This window comes from Microlunatus elymi (assembly GCF_007362775.1).
GTDB classification, from domain to species: Bacteria; Actinomycetota; Actinomycetes; order Propionibacteriales; family Propionibacteriaceae; genus Microlunatus; species Microlunatus elymi.
Genome location: NZ_CP041692.1, coordinates 139,371 through 161,047 on the forward strand (window position 1 = coordinate 139,371; position 21,677 = coordinate 161,047).

20 protein-coding genes are annotated in these 21,677 nt (G+C 66.4%); 5 read left to right on the forward strand and 15 right to left on the reverse strand.

The window, feature by feature from the left end:
- Positions 1–23 precede the first annotated feature (23 nt).
- Positions 24–2,330 (reverse strand): accessory Sec system translocase SecA2, encoded by a 2,307-nt coding sequence (gene secA2, locus FOE78_RS00605; protein ID WP_210414740.1) that lies wholly within the window; start codon positions 2,328–2,330, stop codon positions 24–26.
- A 25-nt stretch (positions 2,331–2,355) separates the two neighbouring features.
- Positions 2,356–4,215 (reverse strand): acyl-CoA dehydrogenase, encoded by a 1,860-nt coding sequence (locus FOE78_RS00610; RefSeq protein ID WP_143984604.1) that lies wholly within the window; start codon positions 4,213–4,215, stop codon positions 2,356–2,358.
- 275 nt (positions 4,216–4,490) lie between these two features.
- Here FOE78_RS00610 and FOE78_RS00615 point away from each other — a divergent pair, with 275 nt between their 5' ends.
- A complete protein-coding gene (locus FOE78_RS00615) occupies positions 4,491–5,462 on the forward strand; it encodes a DUF4282 domain-containing protein (RefSeq protein ID WP_143984605.1) in 972 nt (323 codons plus the stop codon).
- A gap of 14 nt (positions 5,463–5,476) precedes the next feature.
- Here FOE78_RS00615 and FOE78_RS00620 read toward each other — a convergent pair whose 3' ends face one another.
- The 5 genes from FOE78_RS00620 to pdhA form a co-directional block, all read right to left on the reverse strand.
- Entirely contained in the window at positions 5,477–5,950 is a 474-nt protein-coding gene (locus FOE78_RS00620; protein WP_143984606.1) for a MarR family winged helix-turn-helix transcriptional regulator, read from the reverse strand.
- Positions 5,947–7,686: an MFS transporter gene (locus tag FOE78_RS00625; RefSeq protein WP_143984607.1), complete on the reverse strand. Its 1,740-nt coding sequence runs from the start codon at positions 7,684–7,686 to the stop codon at positions 5,947–5,949. Before FOE78_RS00625 ends, FOE78_RS00620 begins: the two co-directional genes overlap by 4 nt.
- Positions 7,687–7,851: 165 nt before the next feature.
- Positions 7,852–9,366 (reverse strand): dihydrolipoamide acetyltransferase family protein, encoded by a 1,515-nt coding sequence (locus tag FOE78_RS00630; RefSeq protein WP_210414742.1) that lies wholly within the window; start codon positions 9,364–9,366, stop codon positions 7,852–7,854.
- Between the two features lie 11 nt (positions 9,367–9,377).
- Complete coding sequence (locus tag FOE78_RS00635; RefSeq protein ID WP_143984609.1) at positions 9,378–10,352, reverse strand: alpha-ketoacid dehydrogenase subunit beta; 975 nt, start codon at positions 10,350–10,352, stop codon at positions 9,378–9,380.
- The gene (gene pdhA / locus FOE78_RS00640) at positions 10,349–11,500 is read right to left on the reverse strand and encodes a pyruvate dehydrogenase (acetyl-transferring) E1 component subunit alpha (protein WP_210414743.1); all 1,152 of its coding nucleotides are present in this window, start codon (positions 11,498–11,500) and stop codon (positions 10,349–10,351) included. The genes FOE78_RS00635 and pdhA overlap by 4 nt, the downstream gene beginning before the upstream one ends.
- 356 nt (positions 11,501–11,856) lie before the next feature.
- On the opposite strand from pdhA, the gene FOE78_RS00645 reads away from it, so the two are divergent.
- Entirely contained in the window at positions 11,857–12,735 is an 879-nt protein-coding gene (locus tag FOE78_RS00645) for a serine protein kinase RIO (protein ID WP_143984610.1), read from the forward strand.
- A 20-nt stretch (positions 12,736–12,755) separates the two neighbouring features.
- Here FOE78_RS00645 and FOE78_RS00650 read toward each other — a convergent pair whose 3' ends face one another.
- Together FOE78_RS00650 and FOE78_RS00655 are read right to left on the reverse strand one after the other, a co-directional pair.
- Positions 12,756–13,193, reverse strand: a complete 438-nt coding sequence (locus FOE78_RS00650; RefSeq protein WP_143984611.1) for a VOC family protein — start codon at positions 13,191–13,193, stop codon at positions 12,756–12,758.
- Position 13,194: 1 nt separating this feature from the next.
- On the reverse strand, positions 13,195–13,806 hold the full coding sequence (locus tag FOE78_RS00655) for a DinB family protein (RefSeq protein WP_143984612.1): 612 nt from the start codon (positions 13,804–13,806) through the stop codon (positions 13,195–13,197).
- Positions 13,807–13,867: 61 nt separating this feature from the next.
- On the opposite strand from FOE78_RS00655, the gene FOE78_RS00660 reads away from it, so the two are divergent.
- Positions 13,868–14,854 (forward strand): helix-turn-helix transcriptional regulator, encoded by a 987-nt coding sequence (locus FOE78_RS00660; protein WP_143984613.1) that lies wholly within the window; start codon positions 13,868–13,870, stop codon positions 14,852–14,854.
- A 78-nt stretch (positions 14,855–14,932) separates the two neighbouring features.
- Positions 14,933–15,571, forward strand: coding sequence for a TIGR03085 family metal-binding protein (locus FOE78_RS00665; protein WP_143984614.1), 639 nt, complete (start codon positions 14,933–14,935; stop codon positions 15,569–15,571).
- 8 nt (positions 15,572–15,579) lie between these two features.
- Here FOE78_RS00665 and FOE78_RS00670 read toward each other — a convergent pair whose 3' ends face one another.
- From FOE78_RS00670 to FOE78_RS00680, 3 genes are all read right to left on the reverse strand, one after another.
- Positions 15,580–16,446 carry an aminoglycoside phosphotransferase family protein gene (locus FOE78_RS00670; protein ID WP_143984615.1) on the reverse strand — a complete coding sequence of 289 codons (867 nt, stop codon included), beginning with the start codon at positions 16,444–16,446 and terminating at the stop codon, positions 15,580–15,582.
- 100 nt (positions 16,447–16,546) lie between these two features.
- Complete coding sequence (locus FOE78_RS00675; RefSeq protein WP_210414744.1) at positions 16,547–16,969, reverse strand: TetR/AcrR family transcriptional regulator; 423 nt, start codon at positions 16,967–16,969, stop codon at positions 16,547–16,549.
- 171 nt (positions 16,970–17,140) lie between these two features.
- Positions 17,141–17,920 (reverse strand): SDR family NAD(P)-dependent oxidoreductase, encoded by a 780-nt coding sequence (locus tag FOE78_RS00680; protein WP_143984617.1) that lies wholly within the window; start codon positions 17,918–17,920, stop codon positions 17,141–17,143.
- 89 nt (positions 17,921–18,009) lie between these two features.
- Between FOE78_RS00680 and FOE78_RS00685 the strand changes: the two genes are divergently transcribed.
- Entirely contained in the window at positions 18,010–18,624 is a 615-nt protein-coding gene (locus tag FOE78_RS00685) for a TetR/AcrR family transcriptional regulator (RefSeq protein ID WP_143984618.1), read from the forward strand.
- Positions 18,625–18,654: 30 nt separating this feature from the next.
- Here FOE78_RS00685 and FOE78_RS00690 read toward each other — a convergent pair whose 3' ends face one another.
- From FOE78_RS00690 to FOE78_RS00700, 3 genes are all read right to left on the reverse strand, one after another.
- A complete protein-coding gene (locus FOE78_RS00690; RefSeq protein ID WP_143984619.1) occupies positions 18,655–19,671 on the reverse strand; it encodes a LacI family DNA-binding transcriptional regulator in 1,017 nt (338 codons plus the stop codon).
- Between the two features lie 144 nt (positions 19,672–19,815).
- Positions 19,816–20,694, reverse strand: coding sequence for a carbohydrate ABC transporter permease (locus FOE78_RS00695; RefSeq protein WP_143984620.1), 879 nt, complete (start codon positions 20,692–20,694; stop codon positions 19,816–19,818).
- Positions 20,691–21,653 carry a carbohydrate ABC transporter permease gene (locus FOE78_RS00700; RefSeq protein ID WP_143984621.1) on the reverse strand — a complete coding sequence of 321 codons (963 nt, stop codon included), beginning with the start codon at positions 21,651–21,653 and terminating at the stop codon, positions 20,691–20,693. Before FOE78_RS00700 ends, FOE78_RS00695 begins: the two co-directional genes overlap by 4 nt.
- Positions 21,654–21,677 lie beyond the last annotated feature (24 nt).

Below are 21,677 nucleotides of genomic sequence, written 5' to 3' on the forward strand. Positions count from 1 at the left end.
TCGAGCGGTCGGCTCGATCATGATCAATCCGTACGCATCGCGCGGCGGATGACGCCGCCGACGGCTTGCAGGAAACGATCTTCCGGGGATCCGAAGGCCATGTCGTCGACCATGTAGGTCCAGGTCGAGGTGGGGCGTTCCATCCCGGACGCCTCCTCGTCCAGGCCGTCGGCGGTGATCACGGCTGTCTCGAACGCCTCGGTTGCCTTGCCCAGCAGGCCGTCCCGCAATCCGCGATAGGCCTGATCACAGGCCGAATGGAACGCCATCAGCGGGGTTTCCCGGCCGAGCGCACGCAGGTGAATGCCTTCGCGAAGCTCGTCGGCAAAGGCGAGATGATCACTCCAGGCACGGTCCAGCACATGCAGCATCACCTGCCGTGCTGCCTCCTCCAAGACTTCGGGCTCAACAGCCTCGGACAACTCCGCCCAGCGCTCAGGGCAGAGCCGGGCGAACTCGACCGCGGCAAGATCATCGCGCAGCACTCGATCGCGATACCCGACCACGTCGTTGCGCTGCGACTCCAGCTGCTGGCTGTAGTTCCAGCTGTTCTGGTGGGTGTCCAGCAGCGCACCTTCGCTGATCCGCTGGGTCTGCTCGACCTTGTCGATCAGTTGCTGGGAAGAGATCTCACCGGTCTCGTCGTCGATCGCCCACCGCAACTGCAGCTCACTGGTGTTGGGGTCATCGTCCAGGCTGACGAAGATCACCGACTCCCCCGGATCGCCCTGGCGGCCGGCCCGCCCGCGAAGTTGATCATCGAGCCGGCGGGTGTGGTAGTGCCCGTGTCCGATCACCAACAGCCCGCCCAGCTCGGCAACTTGATCATGCTCATCGGTGTCGCCGTCGCCGAGCTTGATGTCCACGCCGCGACCAGCCATCTGAGTGGACACCGTGACCGCAGCCAGCCGACCTGCTGCCGCGATCACCTCGGCCTCGACCTCGTCGTTCTTCGCGTTCAGCACGGCGGGCTCGATGCCGTCTTCCCGCAGCAGGTCGGCGATCCGTTCCGAGCCGGCAACGCTGTGCGTACCGACCAGCACCGGGCGCCGCTCGCCATGCTGTTGTTTGATCAACTCGATCATCGCCGCATCGCGATCTTGGTCGTTCTCGAAGATCCGGTCCGGCTGGTCGATCCGGATGCATTCGGCGTTGGTCGGCACCGCACCGGTCTCCAGGCCGTAGAAACCGCGGAACTGTTCGGCCGCGGCCAGCGCCGTGCCGGTCATCCCGCCGACCAGGTCGTAGCGCTTGATCAACGCCTGCACGGTGATGGTGTCCAGGATCTCGCCGTGATCGGTGAGCTCCAAGCCCTCCTTGGCCTCCACCGCAGCATGCAGACCGTCCGGCCAGCGCTGCCGCTGCGCCACCCTGCCACGGTTGGGATCGACCAGCCGTACGGTGCCGTCGCTGACGATGTAGTCCACGTCGCGTTGCACCAGCGTCTCGGCGTACAGGGCGACATTGATCTTACTCAGCAGCAGTTCGTTGCCCTCTGCGTAGAGATTGTCGACGCCCAGCAACTCCTCGACCCGACGCAGCCCGTGATCGGTGAGGTTGACCTGCATGCCGTCGTCGGCCGACTCGTAGTCCTCCTGCTTGATCAACTTCCGGACCACGTCGGCCAGGTTGCCGCCGTCATCGGACACCGGCAAGCTGCCGGCCAGCACCAGCGGCACCTTCGCCTCGTCGATCATCACCGAGTCCGCCTCGTCGATGATCAACGCGTCCGGTTCCGGCTGCACGATCTGATCAACACTGGTCCGCAACCGATCCCGAAGCAGGTCGAAGCCGATCTCGCTGACCGATCCGTAGCAGATGTCGGCGGCGTAGGCGGCGGCGCGATGATCATGATCAACGGTGCCGGTGACCCAGCCGACCTCGATCCCGAACAGCTCGTACAGCGGTCCCATCCACTCGGCGTCCCGGCGAGCCAGATAGTCGTTGACGCTCATCACCTGCACCCGCCGGCCGCGGGCGATCATGCCCAGCGCGGCGATCGCCCCGGCCAGCGTCTTGCCCTCGCCGGTGGCCATCTCCACCACCGTGCCGTCGAGGATGCCGAGCGCGCCCTGCAACTGGACGTCGTACGGACGTTCGCCGATCGTGCGGCGCGCGCCCTCCCGTGCCAGCGCACAGAACTCGCGCAACTCGTTCCGGCCGTCCATCGGCCCCCAGAGCGCGTCGTAGCGCTCCTTCAGGCTCGCGTCGTCCAGTTGCTCGAGCTCCGACTCCAGTTCGCCGGCCGCGACCGCAATCGTGTGCTGCTTGCCGAATCCGGCCGACCCCGGCTTGCCGACCAGCCGCCGGAGCGACGATTTCAATCCCACCCGAGCGACAGTACCGCCCGCCGGATCAGAACGCCTGTTCGTCCAACTCCATCGCGGCCAGATCGGTGTTCTCGGCGATCACGCGCTCGGCGGAGAGCTTGGGCAGCACCGTACGGGCGAACCAGCCGGCGGAGGCGACCTTGCCCTCGTAGAAGTGCCGCTCGGGTTCGGACAGCTCGCCGTTCAGCGCTGCCAGGGCGACCTCGGCGCCGCGCAGCAGCAGCCAGCCGCAGACCACGTCACCCAGTGCGAACAGCAGCCGGGAGGTGTTCAGGCCGATCTTGTAGAGATTTCGCGGATCGCCGCCGGGCACCCGCGGATCCGAGGACATCGCATCGGTCGCCATCACGGTGCCGATCGCCTCGACATCCTCCAACGCCTTAGCCAGCAACGCCCGCTCCTCCTTCAACTGGCCGTTGCCGGACTCGGCCTGCAGGAAGCCGGCGACCTCTGCCTGAAGCTGGCCGAGTGCCTGGCCCTGGTTGCGGATGATCTTGCGGAAGAACAGGTCCTGGCCCTGGATCGCGGTGGTGCCTTCGTACAGGGTGTCGATCTTGGCATCGCGAACGTACTGTTCCAGCGGATAGTCGGCCAGGAAGCCGGAGCCGCCGAACGTCTGCAGCGACTCGGTGCCGAGCAGCGTCCAGGACCGTTCCGAACCGTAGCCCTTGACGATCGGCAGCAGCAGGTCGTTCAGGGCGATCGCGTCCCGGTCCTCGCGGCCCTCCGCAGCGGCGAGCGCCACCTGATCCTGGATGCTCGCGGTGTAGAGCACCAGTGCCCGCATCCCTTCCACGTAAGCCTTCTGGGTCAGCAGCGAGCGCCGTACGTCGGGGTGGTGGGTGATCGTCACGCGGGGCGCGGTCTTGTCCCGGTTGTTGATCAGGTCCGCACCCTGGACGCGGCTCTTGGCGTAGTCCAGCGCATTCAGGTAGCCGGTGGACAACGTCGCGATCGCCTTGGTGCCGACCATCATCCGGGCGTCCTCGATCACCTGGAACATCTGCGCGATGCCGTCGTGCACGTCGCCGAGCAGCCAGCCCTTGGCCGGTTCGTCCGCACCGAAGGTCAGTTCGCAGGTGTTGGAGACCTTCAAGCCCATCTTGTGCTCGACTCCGGTGACGACGACACCGTTGCGCTCACCCAACTCGCCGGTTTCAAGATCGAACTCGTACTTCGGGACCACGAACAGGCTCAGCCCCTTGGTGCCCGGGCCACCGACGCCCTCGACGCCGACCGGACGGGCCAGCACCAGGTGGATGATCTGATCGGAAAGATCATGCTCGGCCGAGGTGATGAACCGCTTGACGCCCTCGATGTGCCAGATGCCGTCCTCCTGCGGGATCGCTCGGGTGCGACCGGCACCGACGTCGGAGCCGGCATCAGGTTCGGTCAACACCATGGTGGCGCCCCAGAGCTTCTGCGCCATCAGTCTGCCGAGCTTCTGGTCCCGCTCGGTGCCGTTACGGAACAGCATCTCGCCGAACTTGGGACCGGAGGCGTACATGTAGATGGCCGGGTTCGATCCCAAGATCAACTCGTTCATCGCCCACCGCACCGACGGTGGTGCCGGCACGCCGTCGACATCGGCGAGCAGGCCGATCTTGTAGAACTCCGAATCCATCAGCGCCCGGAAGGACTTCTTGAACGACTCCGGCAGCGGAGCGGTGTGGGTCTGCGGATCGAAGACCGGCGGCTCGCGATCCGCCTCGACGAAGGACTCGGCCAGCTTCGTCCGGGCCAGATGATCAACCTCGTCCAGGACGGCTTCGGCGGTCTCGGCGTCCATGTCCTCATAAGGGCCCCGGCCCAGGATCCTCGAGCGCCCCAGCACCTCGAACAGGTTGAACTTGATGTCGCGGAGGTTGGACTTGTAGTGAGTCATCGTACGCACCTCGGGTCTTCGTCGAGCCTGCCGGCCGGTTCTGCGGAAGGGTTGTTACTGGTGAGTAACTTCGGCTGATCTTACTCGTCGGTAACCGGCACGCCAAGATGTCCGGGACCGGGAATCGATGACAGGAATCCTGCGCCAGTCGCACTCAGCCGGCCCGATCCGGGCAGCAACTGCCGACTGGTGCACGATTCCTGCGATCCTCCGAGCGACGGACCCGCACTCCCACGGTGATTGTCAGGGCGTCCGCGGCTGGGCAGGATGGCGGCATGACGCATCCCGATCCCCCCAACGAGGCCGACCAGCCGACCCAGGTCAATCCGGCCGTTCCATCCGACCCATCCCGGGCCAATCCTTCCCAGGCTGATTCCTCCCCGGTGCAGAACGAGCCGTCGCAGGATGAGCCGACCCAGGCCCTGGGCTCGCAGTCCGAGCCGACCCAGCAGGTCTCTTCCCAGCCGGGTCAGTGGCACCAGCCCGGTTCCGAACCTCAGCAATGGGGTCAGCAGCCCGACGACGCGGGCGCCCAGCATCCCGGCAGCACATGGACTCAACCACCGGCCAGTCAACCCACCCAGTCGCAACCGTCGGCCGGCCAGTGGCAGAGCCAGCCGTCGGCGAGTCAGTGGCAGAGCCAGCCATCGGCGAGCCAGTGGCAGACCGGACACAGTGGCCAGCCGGGGCCTGCCGGGCACTCGGCACCGGGTGGCCAGTGGGGGCAAGGCCCGTCGGGCACGCAGCAACCCACCGGCGCCCAGGCACCTCAGCCGGGCCACCCCCAGGGACAGGGGTCGGCGAATTTCGGTGCCGCACCGCAGTACCCTCCGATGGGCCAACCACCGACCCAGCCCACCGCGTACCAGAACTGGCAGCAGCCGTCCGGCCGCAAGATCGCGGACGCCAATCCGATCCGGGCCGCCTTCGACTTCAGCTTCAGCCGGTACGCCACCCCCGGCCTGGTCAAGATCATCTACGTGCTCGCGGTGATCATTGCGGCACTGTGGTGGGTCGGTGGAACGATCATCACGTTCATCGCCGGTGCCGCGGCATCCAGTGTCACCGACATGTACGGGAACAGCAGCGGCGGCGGCACGATCTTCTTCGGCTTCGTCTACCTGGTGCTCGGCTGGATCCCGGCCCTGCTGTGGGTGCTCTTCGTCCGGGTCGTGCTGGAGGGCCTGATGGCGCTGGTCCGAGTGGCCGAAGATGCACGCGGCATCCGGGAGAAGGTCGCCGAGTAACGCGCTCGGGACCGTCAGTTCGGGTCGTCACCTCGACCGCTGCCGAGGTGGCGGTCTGCCAGTTCGGTCAGCACCGGCAGGGCAGCTGCCAGGGTGGCACGTTGCGCTGCGGTCAACTCGGCGATTCCTTCGCTGAGCACTCCGGTGCCGGCGCAACGCAAGCCGGCCAGCGTCGTACGCCCGTGATCGGACAGCGCCAGCAGATACGCCCGCCGATCATGGTGATCTTGCTGTCGCGACACCCAGCCACCGTCGGTCAACGCCTCGACCAGACGGGACATGCTCGGCGCGGTCACGCCGAGCGCGGCAGCAAGATCGCCGGGCCGCAGCGGACCGAGCTTCTCCAACGCGGCCAGGGCAGTCAGCCGGGTCGGCGTCAGGCCCTCGCGGGTCGCCGGCTGCCGCAGGTGATAGCCGAGCCGGTTGATCACCGTACGGAGTTGGCCGGCCAGTTGAGCGGTGTCGGACCGCTCGGTCGAGTTGATCATCCTTCACTCCTCGACCCCGCCGGCTGCTGATCCTCGGCCACTTCCGGGGCGTCGACGTGGACGTACTTGCCGCCGCGCAGAGCAGAGGCGATCGCGGCCACCACGCAGGCCAACGCGGCGAATCCGAAGGCGATGCCGAGTCCGGCGGAGAACGGCTGCGAGATCAACGAGGGAAAGAATTCTCGGCCCGTCAGGTAGGCGGCCTGAGGTGCGGCCAGCCGACCGAGCACGGTCGGTCCGAGCAGGGTCTGGACCGGGTTGTAGCCCAGCAGCGAGGCGAACAACACGCTGACCGGTGGCAGAGCGCCGATCTCGGCCGCGGAGGCCGCCGGCACACCTTGCGCGGTCAGTCCGGCCGTCAACGTGTGCGGCAGCGTCCGGGCCAGGCCGGTGATCATCAACGAGAAGAAGATGCCGATGCTGAGCACCATCGCGGAGTTCTGGAAGGTCGTACTCATCCCGGCCCCGACACCGCGCTGGTGCGCCGGCAGGCTGTTCATGATGCCGGCCCGGTTGGGTGCGGCGAACATGCCCATTCCGAGACCGTTGATCAACAACGCCACGGCGAACTGCCAGTAGGCGAAGTCGACCGGCAACACGTACAACCAGACGAAGCTGGCCGCGGCGACCAGCATCCCTACGGTGGCGAAGGTTCTGGCGCCGAAGCGATCGGACAACCATCCCGAGGTCGGCCCCGCCACCAGGAAGCCCACGGTCAGCGGCAGCATGTAGATGCCGGCCCACAACGGCGTCGACTCGAAGCTGTAACCGTGGATCGGCAACCAGATCCCCTGCAGCCAGATGATCATGATGAACATCAGCCCGCCGCGCCCCAGCGCACTCAGCAACGACGCGATGTTGCCCGCTGCGAAGGCGCGGATCTTGAACAGCTCGATCCGAAACATCGGCTCGGCCACCCGGGTCTCGATCACGCAGAAGACGACCAGCACCGCACCGCCGCCGATCAACGCGGTCAGCACCCACGGATTGGTCCAGCCCATCGTGTGGCCGGCGTAGGGCTGGATCCCGTAGGTGATTCCGACCAGCACCGAGATCAAGCCGATGGCGAAGGTGATGTTGCCCCACCAGTCCATCCGAGCATGCCGGCGGACGCCGGTGTCGTGCAGCTTGAGGTAGGCCCAGACCGTACCGAACAGTCCGAACGGCACCGAGACCAGGAACACCAGATGCCACTCGATCGGTCCGAGCAGACCGCCGATCACCAAGCCGACAAAGGATCCGGCGATTCCGGCCACCTGGTTGAGCCCGAGACCGAAGCCGCGTTGATCAACCGGGAAGGCGTCGGTGATGATCGCATTCGAGTTGGCCATCAACATCGCACCGCCGACGCCCTGCAGTACCCGCATGATGATCAACCACAACACCGCCGGCGTGCCGTGCATCCAGGTGATCGACAACAGGATCGAGAACAAGGTGAACACGGCGAAACCGGCGTTGTACATCCGCACTCTGCCGTACATGTCGCCGAGCCGCCCGAAGCTGACCACCAGGACCGCGGTGACCAGCAGATAGCCCATGATCACCCACAGCAGCAGGCTGGTGTTGCCCGGTGCCAGCGGATTGATCCTGATCCCGCGGAAGATGTCCGGCAGCGCGATCAGCAGGATGGACGAGTTGATCACAGCCATCAGTACGCCGAGGGTGGTGTTGGACAGCACGATCCACTTGTAGTGCGGGCTGCGTACCGCGATCCGGGCGCGCTCTGCTCGACTCATGCTCATCATCGGACCCCTGGATCCAACTCAGGAAGGGCGAACAGTTAGTTGTCGTGTACTAACCAGTCCCGACGTTAGGCCCGATCCGTGCCGGGCGCGGTCGCTTCTCAGCCCACTGCCAGCCCCGGCGACCGTCCGGCCGAAAAAGTCCTGAGCTTCGGTTGCTCAGAACAGCAGGGCGGTGGCGGGGTCAGAGAGGATGGCAGCGACGTCGGCCAGGAAGCGGGAGCCCTGTTCCCCGTCGACGATGCGGTGGTCGAAGGAGACGGCCAGGGTGGTGACCCAGCGCGGTTCGATCCGTTCGTCGGCTCCGGTGCCGACCACCCACGGGCGACGATTGATCGCGCCGACCGCCAGGATGCCGGATTCGCCCGGGTTGAGGATCGGCGTACCGGCGTCGACACCGAAGACTCCGACGTTGGTGATGGTGAACGTGCCTCCGGCCAGATCCGCCGGCTGACTCTTGCCCTCGCGAGCGACCATGATCAACTTCTGCAACGCTCCGGCCAGCTCGCGCAGGCTCATCAGGTCGGCGTTCTTGATCTTGGGCACAACCAGGCCCCGCGGGGTGGCAGCAGCGATGCCGAGGTTGACCGCGCCGTGCTGGACGATCTCCTGCGCCGGCTCGTCCCAACGTGAATTCATCGAGGGCGTACGCCGTAGGGCCAACAGGCAGGCCTTTGCGATGATCAACAGCGGCGAGACCTTGACCTCGGCGAATTCCTTGCGTGCCTTGATCGATTCGACCAGCGCCATCGTCGCGGACACGTCGCAGGTGACCCACTCGGTGACGTGCGGCGCGGTGAACGCGGAAGTCACCATGGCCTGCGCGGTTGCCTTGCGGACGCCCTTGATCGGGATTCGTACGTCCTGGCGACCGGGGGCCGGTGCTCTCGTCGTGTCGGATTCCGGTCCTTCGACAAGCTCAGGACCCTTGGAGGCCGGCTCAGGAGCATTGGAGGCTGCGGATTCGACGTCGTCGCGGGTGATCACGCCGCCCGGTCCGCTGCCGTTCACGGCAGCAAGATCAACTCCAAGATCCTTGGCCAGCTTGCGAACCGGCGGTTTGGCCAGCACCCGGCCACCGCTGGGATGCGGCTCGGCATGGGGCTGACCGGGCTGCGGCAGCGGATCGCCGACCGGCTCGGCCGGAACCGGGTGCAACGGCGCCGGCTCGCCGTGCCGGTAGGAGACCGGGTGGTCGGTGCCGAACGCGTCGGCCACCGCCGCATGCGGTTCCTCCGGCTTGTCGGCGACCTTGCGGGCCCGGCGCTTGGTGGAGCCTGCGCGGGCCCCATAGCCGACCAATACGGGTTCGCGTTTGCCGGGATCGGCCTGCTGTGGTTGGGCTTCTTGCCCTTCGGCGGGCTCAGGGCCCTTCGGAGCGGCTTCCTGCCCTCGGGTGGATCCCGACCGTTCGACAGGCTCAGGGACCGTGACGGAGGTGCCGTCGTCAATGGTGATGATCGGGGTGCCGACGTCGACGGTGTCGCCCTCGCCGACCAGCAACTCCGTCACCGTTCCCGCGTACGGGCTGGGCAATTCGACGATCGACTTGCTGGTCTCGACCTCGAGCAGGATGTCGTTGATCTTGACCTGATCACCCGGAGCGACGTGCCAGCTGACGATGTCCGCCTCGACCAGCCCCTCGCCGGGATCGGGCAATCGGAACTGCTTCATGATCACTCTCCTCAGAAGGCCAGTGAGCGGTCGACGCCGTCCAGCACTCGATCAAGATCAGGAAGATACTCTTCCTCCAGCCGGCTTGCCGGGTAGGGAATGTCGAAGCCACCGACGCGCAGCACCGGCGCCTCCAGCGAGTAGAAGCAGTGCTCGCCGATCCGCGCGGCGATCTCGCCACCCAGACCACCGCTGACCGCGGCCTCGTGCACGATGATCACCCGACCGGTCTTCTGCGCCGACTCGGTGATCATGGTCATGTCCAACGGGGACAGCGTTCGCAGGTCGATGACCTCGAGGCTGCGCCCCTCGTCCTCGGCGGCGGTGGCGGCGTCCAGGCACACCTTCACCATCGGCCCGTACGCCAACACGGTGACGTCGCTGCCCGGCCGTACCACCGAGGACGTGTGCAGGGGTTGCGGTTCGGTGTGCTCGTCCACCTCGCCGCGTTCGTGGTAGCGACGCTTCGGCTCGAAGAAGATCACCGGATCGTCGGACGCTACCGCCTGCTGGATCATCCAGTACGCGTCGTGGGCGTTCGACGGCGAGACGACCTTGAGCCCTGGCGTGTGGCAGAAGTACGCCTCGGGTGACTCGCTGTGGTGCTCGACGGCTCCAATCCCTCCTCCGTACGGGATCCGGATCACCACCGGCATCTTGAGCCGGCCGGCGGATCGGTTGCGCATCTTGGCGACCTGGTTCACGATCTGGTCGAAGGCGGGCATGGTGAAGCCGTCGAACTGCATCTCGCAGACCGGACGATAGCCACGCAGCGCCATCCCCACCGCGGTGCCGACGATGCCGGACTCGGCCAGCGGCGAATCGATCACCCGCGCTTCGCCGAAATCCTTCTGCAAACCTTCGGTGACACGGAAAACTCCGCCCAGCTTGCCGATGTCCTCACCGGCCAGCACCACCTTCGGGTCGGCTTCCAGCGCGCGCCGCAAACCGGCGTTCAACGCCTTGGCGATGGTCAGCCGGCTCATCGCACACCCCCTTGGACCGGAAGTTGATCTTCTTGATCGTCATCGGTGAAGGTGTCCAGGTAGGCCGCGTAGTTGGCCTTCTGCTCTTCCAGGTAAGGGGTTTGCTCGGCGTAGACGTGATCGAAGGCGTCGACCAGCCGCGGTTCCGGCAACTCCAGGCACCGCTTGCGCAGATCGGCAGCAAGATCATCCGCCTCGGCGTCGATCTCGGTGAAGTAGTCCTCGGTGACTGCCCCATTACGCACCAGGTAGGCCTTCACCCGGGCGATCGGATCCTTCAGCCGCCAGTGCTCGACCTCGTCGCCCAGCCGGTATTTCGTCGGGTCGTCGGAGGTGGTGTGGGCGCCCATCCGATAGGTGTAGGCCTCGATGAAGGACGGGCCGCTGCCCGACCGGGCCCGTTCCAGCGCCTGCTGGGTGACCGCGTACATCGCCAGCACGTCGTTCCCGTCAACCCGTACGCCGGGAAAGCCGAAGCCGGCCGACCTGCGGTAGAGCGGGATTCGGGACTGCCGTTCGATCGGTTCGGAGATCGCCCACTGATTGTTCTGGCAGATGAAGACCACCGGCGCGTTGTACGAGGCCGCGAAGACGAACGCCTCGCTGACGTCACCCTGACTGGTGGCACCGTCGCCCAGATAGCCGATCACCGCCGCATCCCGATCCGGATCACCGGTGCCGACCAGCCCGTCCCGCTCCAGCCCCATCGCATAACCGGTGGCGTGCAGCGTCTGCGCGCCGATCACGATCGTGTAGAGGTTGAACCGGGTCTGATCGGGATCCCAGCCGCCCAGATCGACACCACGGAAGAGCCGCAGCAGGTCGACCGGATCGATCCCCAGCGTCCAGGCGACCCCATGCTCACGGTAGGTCGGGAAGACGTGATCCTGACCGCCGAGCGCACGGCCGGAGCCGATCTGCGCCGCCTCCTGGCCCAGGCAGGAAGCCCAGAGTCCGAGTTCTCCCTGTCGCTGCAGGGCCGTCGCCTCGGTGTCGATCCGGCGGGTCAGCGTCATGTCCCGGTAGAACCCGGCGATCTGCTCGTCGGTGCAGGTGTTCTGATACTCGTCGGAGGAGACGAGAGTCCCCTCCGGAGTCAGCAGCTGAATGAAGTCGACGTCGGTCGACGAGCCGCTCATCTCGCCCATCGAAGGTTCCTCTCGCGTCGTTGCGGGATCGCCGCAGCTGTGCACGTTCGGCCGATCGGAAACAGCCTGGGGCCGGAGAACAGCCTGGGTGTGGCCGTACGCCAGCCTGTGGCGCCCAACGTACCCCGGCCGTGTTGTTCGGGAGAAAAGAACTTGCCCACCCGAGTTGTTTTGCCCGATGCTGTCCCCGCCTGTTATGCGCAGCCTCGTCGGACACGTTCCGATCGTCGCTGCGGCCCACAGGTTCTGGATCGCCGGCGAGGCCCTAACTCCGCCGGCCCGCAAGAAGGGAGGCGCCGCCGTGATTGTCGTGCTTGATCGCGCCCGCTTGCCGATCCAGAACCCAGGAGCCTTCCGTGACCTCGTCACCGCTTTCCCGTCCCGACTGGGACACCCCCGCCGCTGACAGTTCAACTGCCGGCAGCGACACCGCTGCATTCTCGTTCTCCTTCGTCCCGGTAGCCGAGCCCGGGCCCGGTCAGCGCTGGTCCGCCTACGACGACCCCGGCATCCTGACCGGCCCGGAGCCCGTGCCCGACTGGGTGATCACCGAATCCGGCGCCATCGAGACCGAGCTCGGCACCCTCAAGTCCGGCAAGGAGGCCGACGTCGACCTGATCGAACGTGCCCTCGGTGAACGTCGTACGGTGTTGGCCGCCAAGCGCTACCGGAGCACGGATCATCGCCAGTTCCACCGCGACACCGGCTACACCGAGGGTCGCCGGGTCCGCAACAGCCGCGACCGGCGGGCGATGGCCAAGGGCACCCGCCACGGTCGGTCGGTGGAGGCCGGGCAATGGGCCGCGGCGGAGTTCTTCACCCTGGCCGATCTGTGGTCGGCCGGGCTGCCGGTGCCCTATCCGATCCAGTTGGACGGCACCGAGATCCTGATGGAGTTCATCACCGTCGAGGACGGGACCGGGGCGCCGCGGCTGGCGCAGACCCGTCCCGACCAAGATCAACTCGCGTCCTACTGGGAGCAGTTGCACCAGGCGATGGTGGTGCTCGCCGGGCGGCAGCAGGCACATGGCGACCTGTCCCCGTACAACCTGCTGGTGGCCGATGATCGACTGGTGATCATCGACCTGCCGCAGGTGGTTGACATCGTCGCAAACCCCAGCGGGATGGAGTTTCTGGCTCGCGACTGTCGCAATGTGTGCAGCTGGTTCACCGCCCGCGGGCTGGAGGTCGACGCCGACGACCTGCTGGCCGAGTTGACCTCCTACGCCTGGTGACCACCGACTGACAACTCCCGTCAATCCAAGCAGAACTCGTTGCCCTCGGGGTCGGCCATGATGATGTGGCCCAGGCCCATCGGCGGACTGGGCTCGTGGCGCTGCAATCGGCTGGCTCCGCGGGCGACCAGCCGCTCGGCCTCGGCCTCCAGGGCGGCCATCCGCTGCTCGCCCTCGTGACCCGGTGCTGCTCGTACGTCGAGATGCAACCGGTTCTTGGCCTGCTTGGGTTCGGGCACCCGCTGGAAGTAGAGCCGTGGGCCGACGCCGTCCGGATCGTGCACGGCAGAGGCGTTGTTGCGCTCGGACTCCGGTACGCCGAACGCGTCCAGGGCGGCGTCCCAGGAGTCGAAGCCGGCGGGCGGATCGTCCAGCCGGTAGCCGAGCGCGTCGGCCCAGAATTCGGCCAGCCGGCCGGGATCGGCGCAGTCGAACGTGATCTGTACGGTGCGGGTCATCTCAACTCGCCACCCTTTCGGTTGAGTGCCCTGATTGTGACGATTGCCCTGCTAAATGCGTGTGCAGGTAAAGATCGCGGAGCAGGCACACCTCGGACAAGTGGTGAATCAGCTCGCGGTTGATGTGCAGCACCAGCGCGGACATCGGGTGGTCGGCCCACTCCCCTTCGGCCGGGCCGCACGGGCGGGACAGACCTTCCTCGCCGAGCGCGGCGACGCCCTCTTGCCAGGTCTCGTACTCCGCATCGAGCTGCGCCAACGCCTCGCTCGCGGTCGCAGCGTAATCGAACGCGTGATAGTCGGTCGGCGTCCGGCCGAAGTGGGAGGCGTTGCGCATCGCCAGAACGCCCACGATCACGTGGCCGAGACGCCAGGCAATGGTGGTGAACGGCGGCGGCTCGGGCGGCGGGAAGGCGAAGTCGATCGTCATCGCGCCGCTGCCGGCCTGGACCGGCGCCGTACCCGTGCCCCGCGGACGGACGTTCCAGGTGCCCGGCGCCGGCTCGTCGAAGTATTCGTCATCGGTCAGCCCGTCCAGGCGGGGCCGGGCTTGATGCCGCCAGTGCCAGTCCAGCTGGTCACGCAGCTGCTCGTTCCAGGTGATTTCGGTCATGGGCACAGCCTGCCGCAGATAGCGGACAGAATCGTTCCGCGATCCGTGCGACGATTTCGGCGTGAATCAGGAGTCGACGACCGAGCGGGTGCTGCGACTGCTGTCCTTGCTACAGCGCCGTCCGACCTGGACCTCGGCCGAACTCGCGGATGAGCTCGGCGTGACCACGCGATGCATCCGCCGCGATGTGGAACGGCTGCGCATCCTCGGCTATCCGGTGCACGCAACGGCCGGCGTCGGCGGTGGCTATCAACTCGGCGCCGGTACGCGACTGCCGCCGCTGCTGCTCGATGATCAAGAAGCGATCGCGACCGCGGTGTCGCTGCGCCTCGCTTCGGCAGGAACGGTCGCCGGTGCGTCCGAGGCAGCATTGCGAGCACTGACCAAACTCGATCAGGTGATGCCGCCGCGATTGCGGTCGGAGGTCAGGGCTGTGCACGGTGCCACCGACACGTTGCTCGGCCCGGGTTATGAGGTCGATCCCGAGTTGCTGGCCGGCCTGGCGCGATCCTGCCGCGACACCGTACGCGTGCGGTTTCGATATGCGGGCCGCAGCGGTGACGAGCAGCTGCGCACGGTCGAGCCGATCCGGATGGTGACCACCGGCCGGCGCTGGTACCTGATGGCCCGCGATGTCGATCGCGACGACTGGCGGACCTTCCGGCTTGACCGGATGCGCGAGTTGATCACGACCAGTTGGCGGTTCCGGATCGGTGATCATCCCGATCCGGTGGAGTATGTGCAACGATCGGTCACTGCGTCGCCGTACCGGCATCTGGCAAGGGTCCGGTTGCACACCGACCCGGAGCATGCGCGCTCGCTGATCCCTCCACAGGTGGGCCGGATCGAAGATGATCATGATGGCTGGTGCGTGCTGCTCGCCGGTGGGGACAGTCTGGACTGGATCGCCGTACACCTGGCGATGCTCGATCTGGAGTTGGAGATCCTGGAGCCGGTTGAGCTTCGCGATGCGACCGCGAAGTTGGCCCGGCGGCTCGCCGCGATCGCCGACTCCGCAGCCACACCGCGAGAGTCGAGGCAGCCATGATCAACCTGCCTCCTGGGCTCGACGTCGGCCTGGGTGGCAGACTTCTCGGGGTATCACCGCCCGAACGGAGGTCGACGGATGACGTGGGTCGAGCAGGAGAAGACGGCACTGGTCGCGACGTTCCGCAGCTCGGATGCTGAGGCGCCGACGCTGTGCGAGGGCTGGAACGTACGCCGGTTGCTCGCACACCTGATCCAGCGCGAGCAGCGGCCGGCGGGAGTCCTCGGTGACGTGATCTCGCGAAAGCCGCCGGGACAGGAGCCCGGACTCACCAAGCTCACCGGCACCGCGATGACGCCGGCGGGATACCAGGAGCTGATCGATCGGTTCAGCCGGGACACTCCGCGGTGGTCTCCGATGAGCTGGGCGGCGGAGAAGCTCAACCTCGTCGAGTACGTCATTCATCACGAGGACATCCGGCGGGCCGGCACGGAGCCTGCCGAACCGAGGGACCTGCCCGAGGACGAGCAACTGGCGATCCGGCGGCAACTCGGGACGCTGGCCAAGCTCGGGCTGCGCAAGGCGCCCGTCGGTGTACGGCTGGCAACCCCGCAGGGCGAGAGCCGAGAGATCAAACCGGGCGACGGCGTGACCCTCACCGGCGACCCGGTCGAGCTCGCCTTATGGGTGAGTGGCCGCCGGGACGCAGCCCACGTCAACGTCACCGGCGATCCTGGCGCGGTCAACGCCTTCCAGACCTGGGCTCGGGCAAAATAGCCGGGCGACTACCACGTCACGTCGTCGAGCGCCGGCCAGGGTGGGCCGGCCCGCAGAGCGTTGAGGAATGCCGTCCCCGACTCCCTGCCACTGGGGTGCCGGTCGCCGCGCCGCCATCGATAGGCCGCGACCATCGACAGTACGAGGCCGCGACAGCCATCAACCAGCTGCTGGTCGGCCTGGGTGTAGCGGTCGCTCACCCGTATCGGCAACCAGCCGAGGTCGTACTCGACGGGTCCGCGGGCGGTGTTCTCGAAGTCGATGAAGAGCGGCCCGTCTCTGGTGACGAGCACATTCCCCGGGTGTGGCTCGCCGTGCAGTAGCTGCTCGGGTGCGCGTCGATCCGTGATCGACAGCGTCAGATCGCCCAGCGTGCTGGCAAGGAACGCGCGGTCCGCATCGGTGAGCTCGGGCGTGACGTCGCGGTTGGCGACGTCTTGTTGTACGGCGGTGACGCGGTCCGTGATATGCGGCGTCGTCACCCCGAGCTGCCGCAGACCGACATGAAGGCGCTCAAGGGCCCGCGTGTAGTCGGCGGGCGGAACACGTGACTGCATCGGTTCGAAGTACGTCCAGAAAGTGATCGCGAAGCCGTCCCGCACCTGGACCCGCGGCTCGACCCGCGGGTCGAGTTGAGCAACCGGGCTGTCTGTTTGCCCGAGCCCTGCCACGATCTCGACTTCTCGTTCCGGACTCATCCAATGGCCCGCGTAGTGCGTCGTCGGGGTGACTCGAGCGACCGTGTCGCAGGGCGTCAACCGGACGACCATCCGATTGGAGTCGTTGAGGACCACTGCGTCGTCCACCGCCAAGCCAAGGGCCGAGCCGGTCGACATCGCAGCAGTCACCGCACGCCGTGAATGGGACAACTCCATCCCGTACGCCTCCTAGCCCCGCGCAAGCACCCTACTCGTCCAACGGCGCGACACGACGTCGCGAGATCCAGCGATCTCACGGCGTACTGGCGCTGCATGCTCAGCCTTCTGCGACTCTCGGCTGACTGCCACTGTCGGAGCCATCAACCAGACACAGCACGGCAGGACGCAGCAAGGCGATCACCTCATCCGGGTCGGCGTCGGCCAGCTCGGGTGACTTGATCAGGTGCCGGGACAGAGTCACCCCAAACGTGATCGCGCTGATGATCGCAGCGCGTAGCTGCGCATCATGGCTGGGGATGGCGCGAGCGATCTGCTTCTGGTAGCGCGCGATCCCGGTGCTGGCAGCATTGGCCGCTTCGGGGTTGGTCAGCACCGAGCGCAGCATCGCCAAGGATGCCTCGGGGGCATTGGCGAGCTGGCCGGCGAGGATGGAGAGGAGCTGGTTTGGTCGCTTCGGCCGGTGTTCCACTGACCGGGTCATGGTCAAGCAGGAGCCGGGCAACTGTGCGGCGGTGGGCATACACAAGTCCACCCGCCGCGACGGCCAACTTGCGTGACGAAGGTGCAGAGTTTCAGCCTCCGGAACTGCACCTTCGTCACGCAACTTGATCTTGGCCCAGGCGAAACCCTGACGGGACCGGGGTGCTCGTCGCAGCCGACCTCACTGGCGGCTGACGTCGACCACACCAATTCACGCGACCACCGCAACAGCTGTGCGGCCGCCGTCGACGTCGAGCACCGTGCCGTGCACGAAAACGCTGTTGTCACTGGCCAGGTAGACGGCTGCGGCGCCGATCCCTGAGGCGTTTCCGGCTGCGGCCGCCGGTGTGCCGTTCATCAGAGCAGCACCGGGGAAATCTCCGTCGGCGGCGTGCTCCTCTGGTCTGATGACGCCGGGCGAAATCGCGTTCACACGGATGCCGTGTGGGCCGAACTCTGCAGACCATGCTCGAGTCAGCGTTTCCATCGCTCCCTTGGTCGATGCGTACAGCGCGCCGACCGGGACGGCGAGCCGGGCGATCCAGGATCCGAGATTGATCACCACGCCACCGCCGGATTCGATCATGGACGGCACGACTGCCGCGGTCAGGAAGTACGGAGCCTTGACGTTGATCGCATACATCCGATCGAAGGCGGCCTCGTCGGTGTCGACGGTGCTGACCGCCGGGTAGATGCCGGCGTTGTTGACCAGGATGTCGAGCCTGCCGCCCGCTGCGGTCAGGGCATCCGCGGCCAGCCGCCGACTCGCCTCCGGCGAACCGTCGAGGTCCGCGGGGACGAAGGCCGCGTGGCCACCGGCACCGGTAATCGTGTCGACGACCTCGGCGCCGCGCGCGGTGTCCCGTCCGGAGACGATGACGAACGCACCTTCGGCCGCCAGCGCGACGGCGATCGCAGAGCCGATGTTGCGGGTGGATCCGGTGACCAGAGCGGTCTTGCCTTGCAAACGGGTACCTGTACGTGGGTTCATGGGCCATGACGGTAGGAACATCTTTTTGGACTCGAAAGTCCAAAGTTTCGGGCTAGCGTGGTGCCCAACGCACAGGAGGGCGTGAGTTCGTGGACCGTACGGCCAAGCTGACACCGAAGGGCGAAGCAACGCGGCGCCGGATCATTGCCGGTGCGGCACAGCAGCTCCGCGACTTCGGCGTCGCCGATACCACCCTGGACGATGTCCGGGCCCGGACGTCGACCAGCAAGAGTCAGCTGTTCCACTACTTTCCCGGCGGACGGGAGGAGTTGCTGCTCGCGGTCGCCCGGTACGAAGCCGAGCGGGTGCTGACCGATCAGGACCCGTACCTGAGCGAACTCACCAGCTGGGCTGCCTGGGGACGTTGGCGCGACGCCGTGATCGCCCGCTATCGAGCGCAGGGGCCCAACTGCCCACTGGCGGCGTTGATGTCCCAGGTGCGGCAGACCCAGGGCGCCGGTGAGGTGACGACGGTGCTGCTGGCGCAGTGGGCGGACAAGCTGGCCGCCGGCGTGGTCGCGATGCAGCGCTTGGGCAAGGTCCGCACCGGCCTCGACCCACGCCGGACCGCGCAAGCCATCGTGGCTCTGATCCAGGGCGGGGTGGCCGTGCTGATGGCCACCGGCCGGATCGATCACCTGGAGGCCGCGATGGACCTGGCGCTGAACTACCTCCGTTCCCAGGCCCCCGGGAGCAGGAGATAGCGGCGTCCTGATTGCCGACGCAATCCAAGATCAACTCGGAGCCGGACCCGTACTCTGCCTGATGATCAGATCGGTAGCAAGATCAACTCGAGGGGCCGGGCCGGTCTCGTCGAGGCTGAGGACCATCTGGGCGGCCTGCCGACCCATCTCCAGCAGCGGCTGCCGAACGGTGGTCAGCGGCGGCCCGGTCCACTCGGCGACGTTGAGATCGTCGTAGCCGATCACCGACAGATCGTCCGGAATCGTCAGTCCCGCCAGCCGTGCGGCCTCGTACACGCCGAGCGCCATCAGGTCGTTGCAGGCGAAGATCGCCGTCGGTGGATCGGGCAGTGCCAGCAACCGCTGGGCCTGCCGCAGTCCGCTGTCGCGTTCGAAGTCGCCGGCCAGGATCAACTCCTCGCAGACCGGCACCCCGGCCTCCTCCAGCGCCGAACGATAACCGGCCAGCCGGGCCCGGGAACAGATCATGTCCACCGGACCGCCGATGATGCCGATCCGGCGATGTCCCAGTTGGAGCAGGTGCCGGGTTGCCGACAGGCCGCCGTTCCAGTTCGCCGAACCGACCGACGCGACGCCGGGCGCCGGGTTCCCGGCCGGATCCACAATCACCACAGGGATTCCGCGGGCTTGCAACTGTTGCCGCTGGGACCTGGTGACCCCCGACAGCACCAGCACCACACCGATCGGATTGCGCTGCAGCACGCCGTCCATCCACTCCGGACCGGGCGCTCGATGATCACCGCTCTCGGTCACCACCACGCCGAGTCCGCGGGCGGCCGCGGCCGTCTGTACGCCGCGCAGGATCTCCAACGCCCAGACCGTACTGAAGTTGGCGAAGACCAACTCGATCAGCGCTGCCGGGTCACGCAACCCACGTCGCTGATAGCCGTGCTGATGCAGCAGATCCTCGACCCTGGCTCGGGTCGCCTCCGAGACGCCCGCGCGACCGTTCAGCACCTTGGAGACGGTCGAGGTGGAGACGTCCGCGTCAGCAGCGATCCGGGACAACGTCGACCGTTCCTGCGCAGTCACCTGGGCGTCCGCCATTGTCCCCTCCCCGATCGGTCGTCGTCATCCATCTTTCCCGGCAGGATCATGCCGCACCCGTGGCTCTCAGGTGGCTGATGTCGGCAATTGCCCGAGCTGCCGTTGTCGAGCATCGTTCGGGCCGCCGACGTCAGGCGATCTTGATCATCGCCCGGCGAGTGCCCCACCGATGCCGCCGACACTGAAGTACTTGTTCAGCGCGGCGAACAAGATCACCGGCGGCAACATCATCACCACGGCCACCGCCATCACCAGACCCCAGTTGGTGGCGTTCTGCTGGAAGAAGGTCTCCAACCCGATCGGCAGCGTGTAGTTCAGGTCCGAACGCAGGAACACCAACGCGATCAGGTAATCGTTCCAGGAGAGCAGGAAGCAGAAGATTGCCGTCGACAGTACGCCGGGCAACGAGTTGCGCAGCACCACCCGCAGGAATCCGCCGAACAGCGAGCAGCCGTCCATCCAGGCTGCTTCCTCCAGCGAGATCGGGATCGAGTCGTAGTAGGCGGCCATCATCCAGATCGACACCGACAGACTGGAGCTGACGTAGACGATCACCACGCCGCCGAGGTTGTCGACCAGATTGATCTTGGCGAACAGGATGAACAGCGGAATCACCGCGGTGACCACCGGCAACGACTGCACGATGAACAGCACCAGCGAGTAGCCCGACACGAGTTTGTTGCGGACCCGCGAGATCACGTAGCCGGCCGGCGCCGCCACGGCGAGCGCGATGATCACCGTGACGAAGGTGACACCGAGGCTGTTCTCCAGCCAGTAGACGATGTTGGTCTGCTCGAAGACGTGCTGGAAGTTCTCCAGCGTCGCGCCGGTCGCCGAACTGCCGAGTCCAGGACGGACCGACAAGATCAACACGCCGACGACGGGGATGATCACGATCGCGGTGATCACCAAGATCAACACGAACCGCCACCACTTGCCGCGTTCGTCCGGCGGTGCGGACCGGCGACGTGGCGACTCCTGCGCCGACGTGGGAGATGCCGCCTGCAGCATGGTCTCGGTCATTCGATGTTCACCTTCTTGATCTGGCGGTACAGCACGACCGACACCACAACCAGCACCAGCGTCATCAGGAACGCGATGGCCACCCCGGGCCCGGTCTGGAAGTTCTGGAAGACGGTCCGATATGCCAGCACCACCAGAGATGTGGTCGCGTTCACCGGTCCGCCGCCGGTGAGCAGGAAGATCGTCGGGAAGTCGTTCACACAGAAGATCGTCATCAGGATCCAGCTGATGTAGGTGGATCGCGAGATCAGCGGCATGGTGATGTTGCGGAACGCCTGCCAGCCGGTCGCGCCGTCGACCTTTGCGGCCTCGTACACGTTGACGTCGACCGAAGCCAGCGCCGAACTCATCATCATCATCATGAACGGGAAGCTGATCCAGACCTTGAACACACAAACGGTGATCTTGGCCAGGGTCGGATCGGCCAGGAAGAGTACGTTGCCGAAGCCGAGATGCTCCAACAGGATCGGCAGCGGGCTCTGCGGCGTCGCCACCAACCAGTTCCAGGCCGTCGACGACACCACCACCGGCACCACCCAGGGCAACAGCAGCAGCACCTTGAACAGGGTTCCGGCGGGGATCTTCGTCCGCAGCAGCATCGCCAGCGCCAGACCGATGATCCAGCTACCGAAGACGCCGGTGATGGTGAAGATCAACGTGAACAGTGCGGCGTGCCAGAAGGCCGGATCGGTGAGGACGTCGGCGTAGTTCTGCAGTCCGATGAAGTCGCCCGTCTTGATCAACGTGCCGTCGCGAACCGACTGCAATGCCGCGTACAACAGCGGGTACAAGTTGATCAACAACAGCAGGAACAACGACGGCGCGGCGAGCAAGATCAACGTCACCGCATTGCGGCTCAGTCGGTTGCGCTTACCCGGCGGCACCGGCCGTGCGCCGGTGCCGACGCCGACACCGCGACGTGCCTTGTCGAAATTCTCCGCGAGTGCGGACCCTGACATGAATCAAGCCTCCTAGCACAGCTG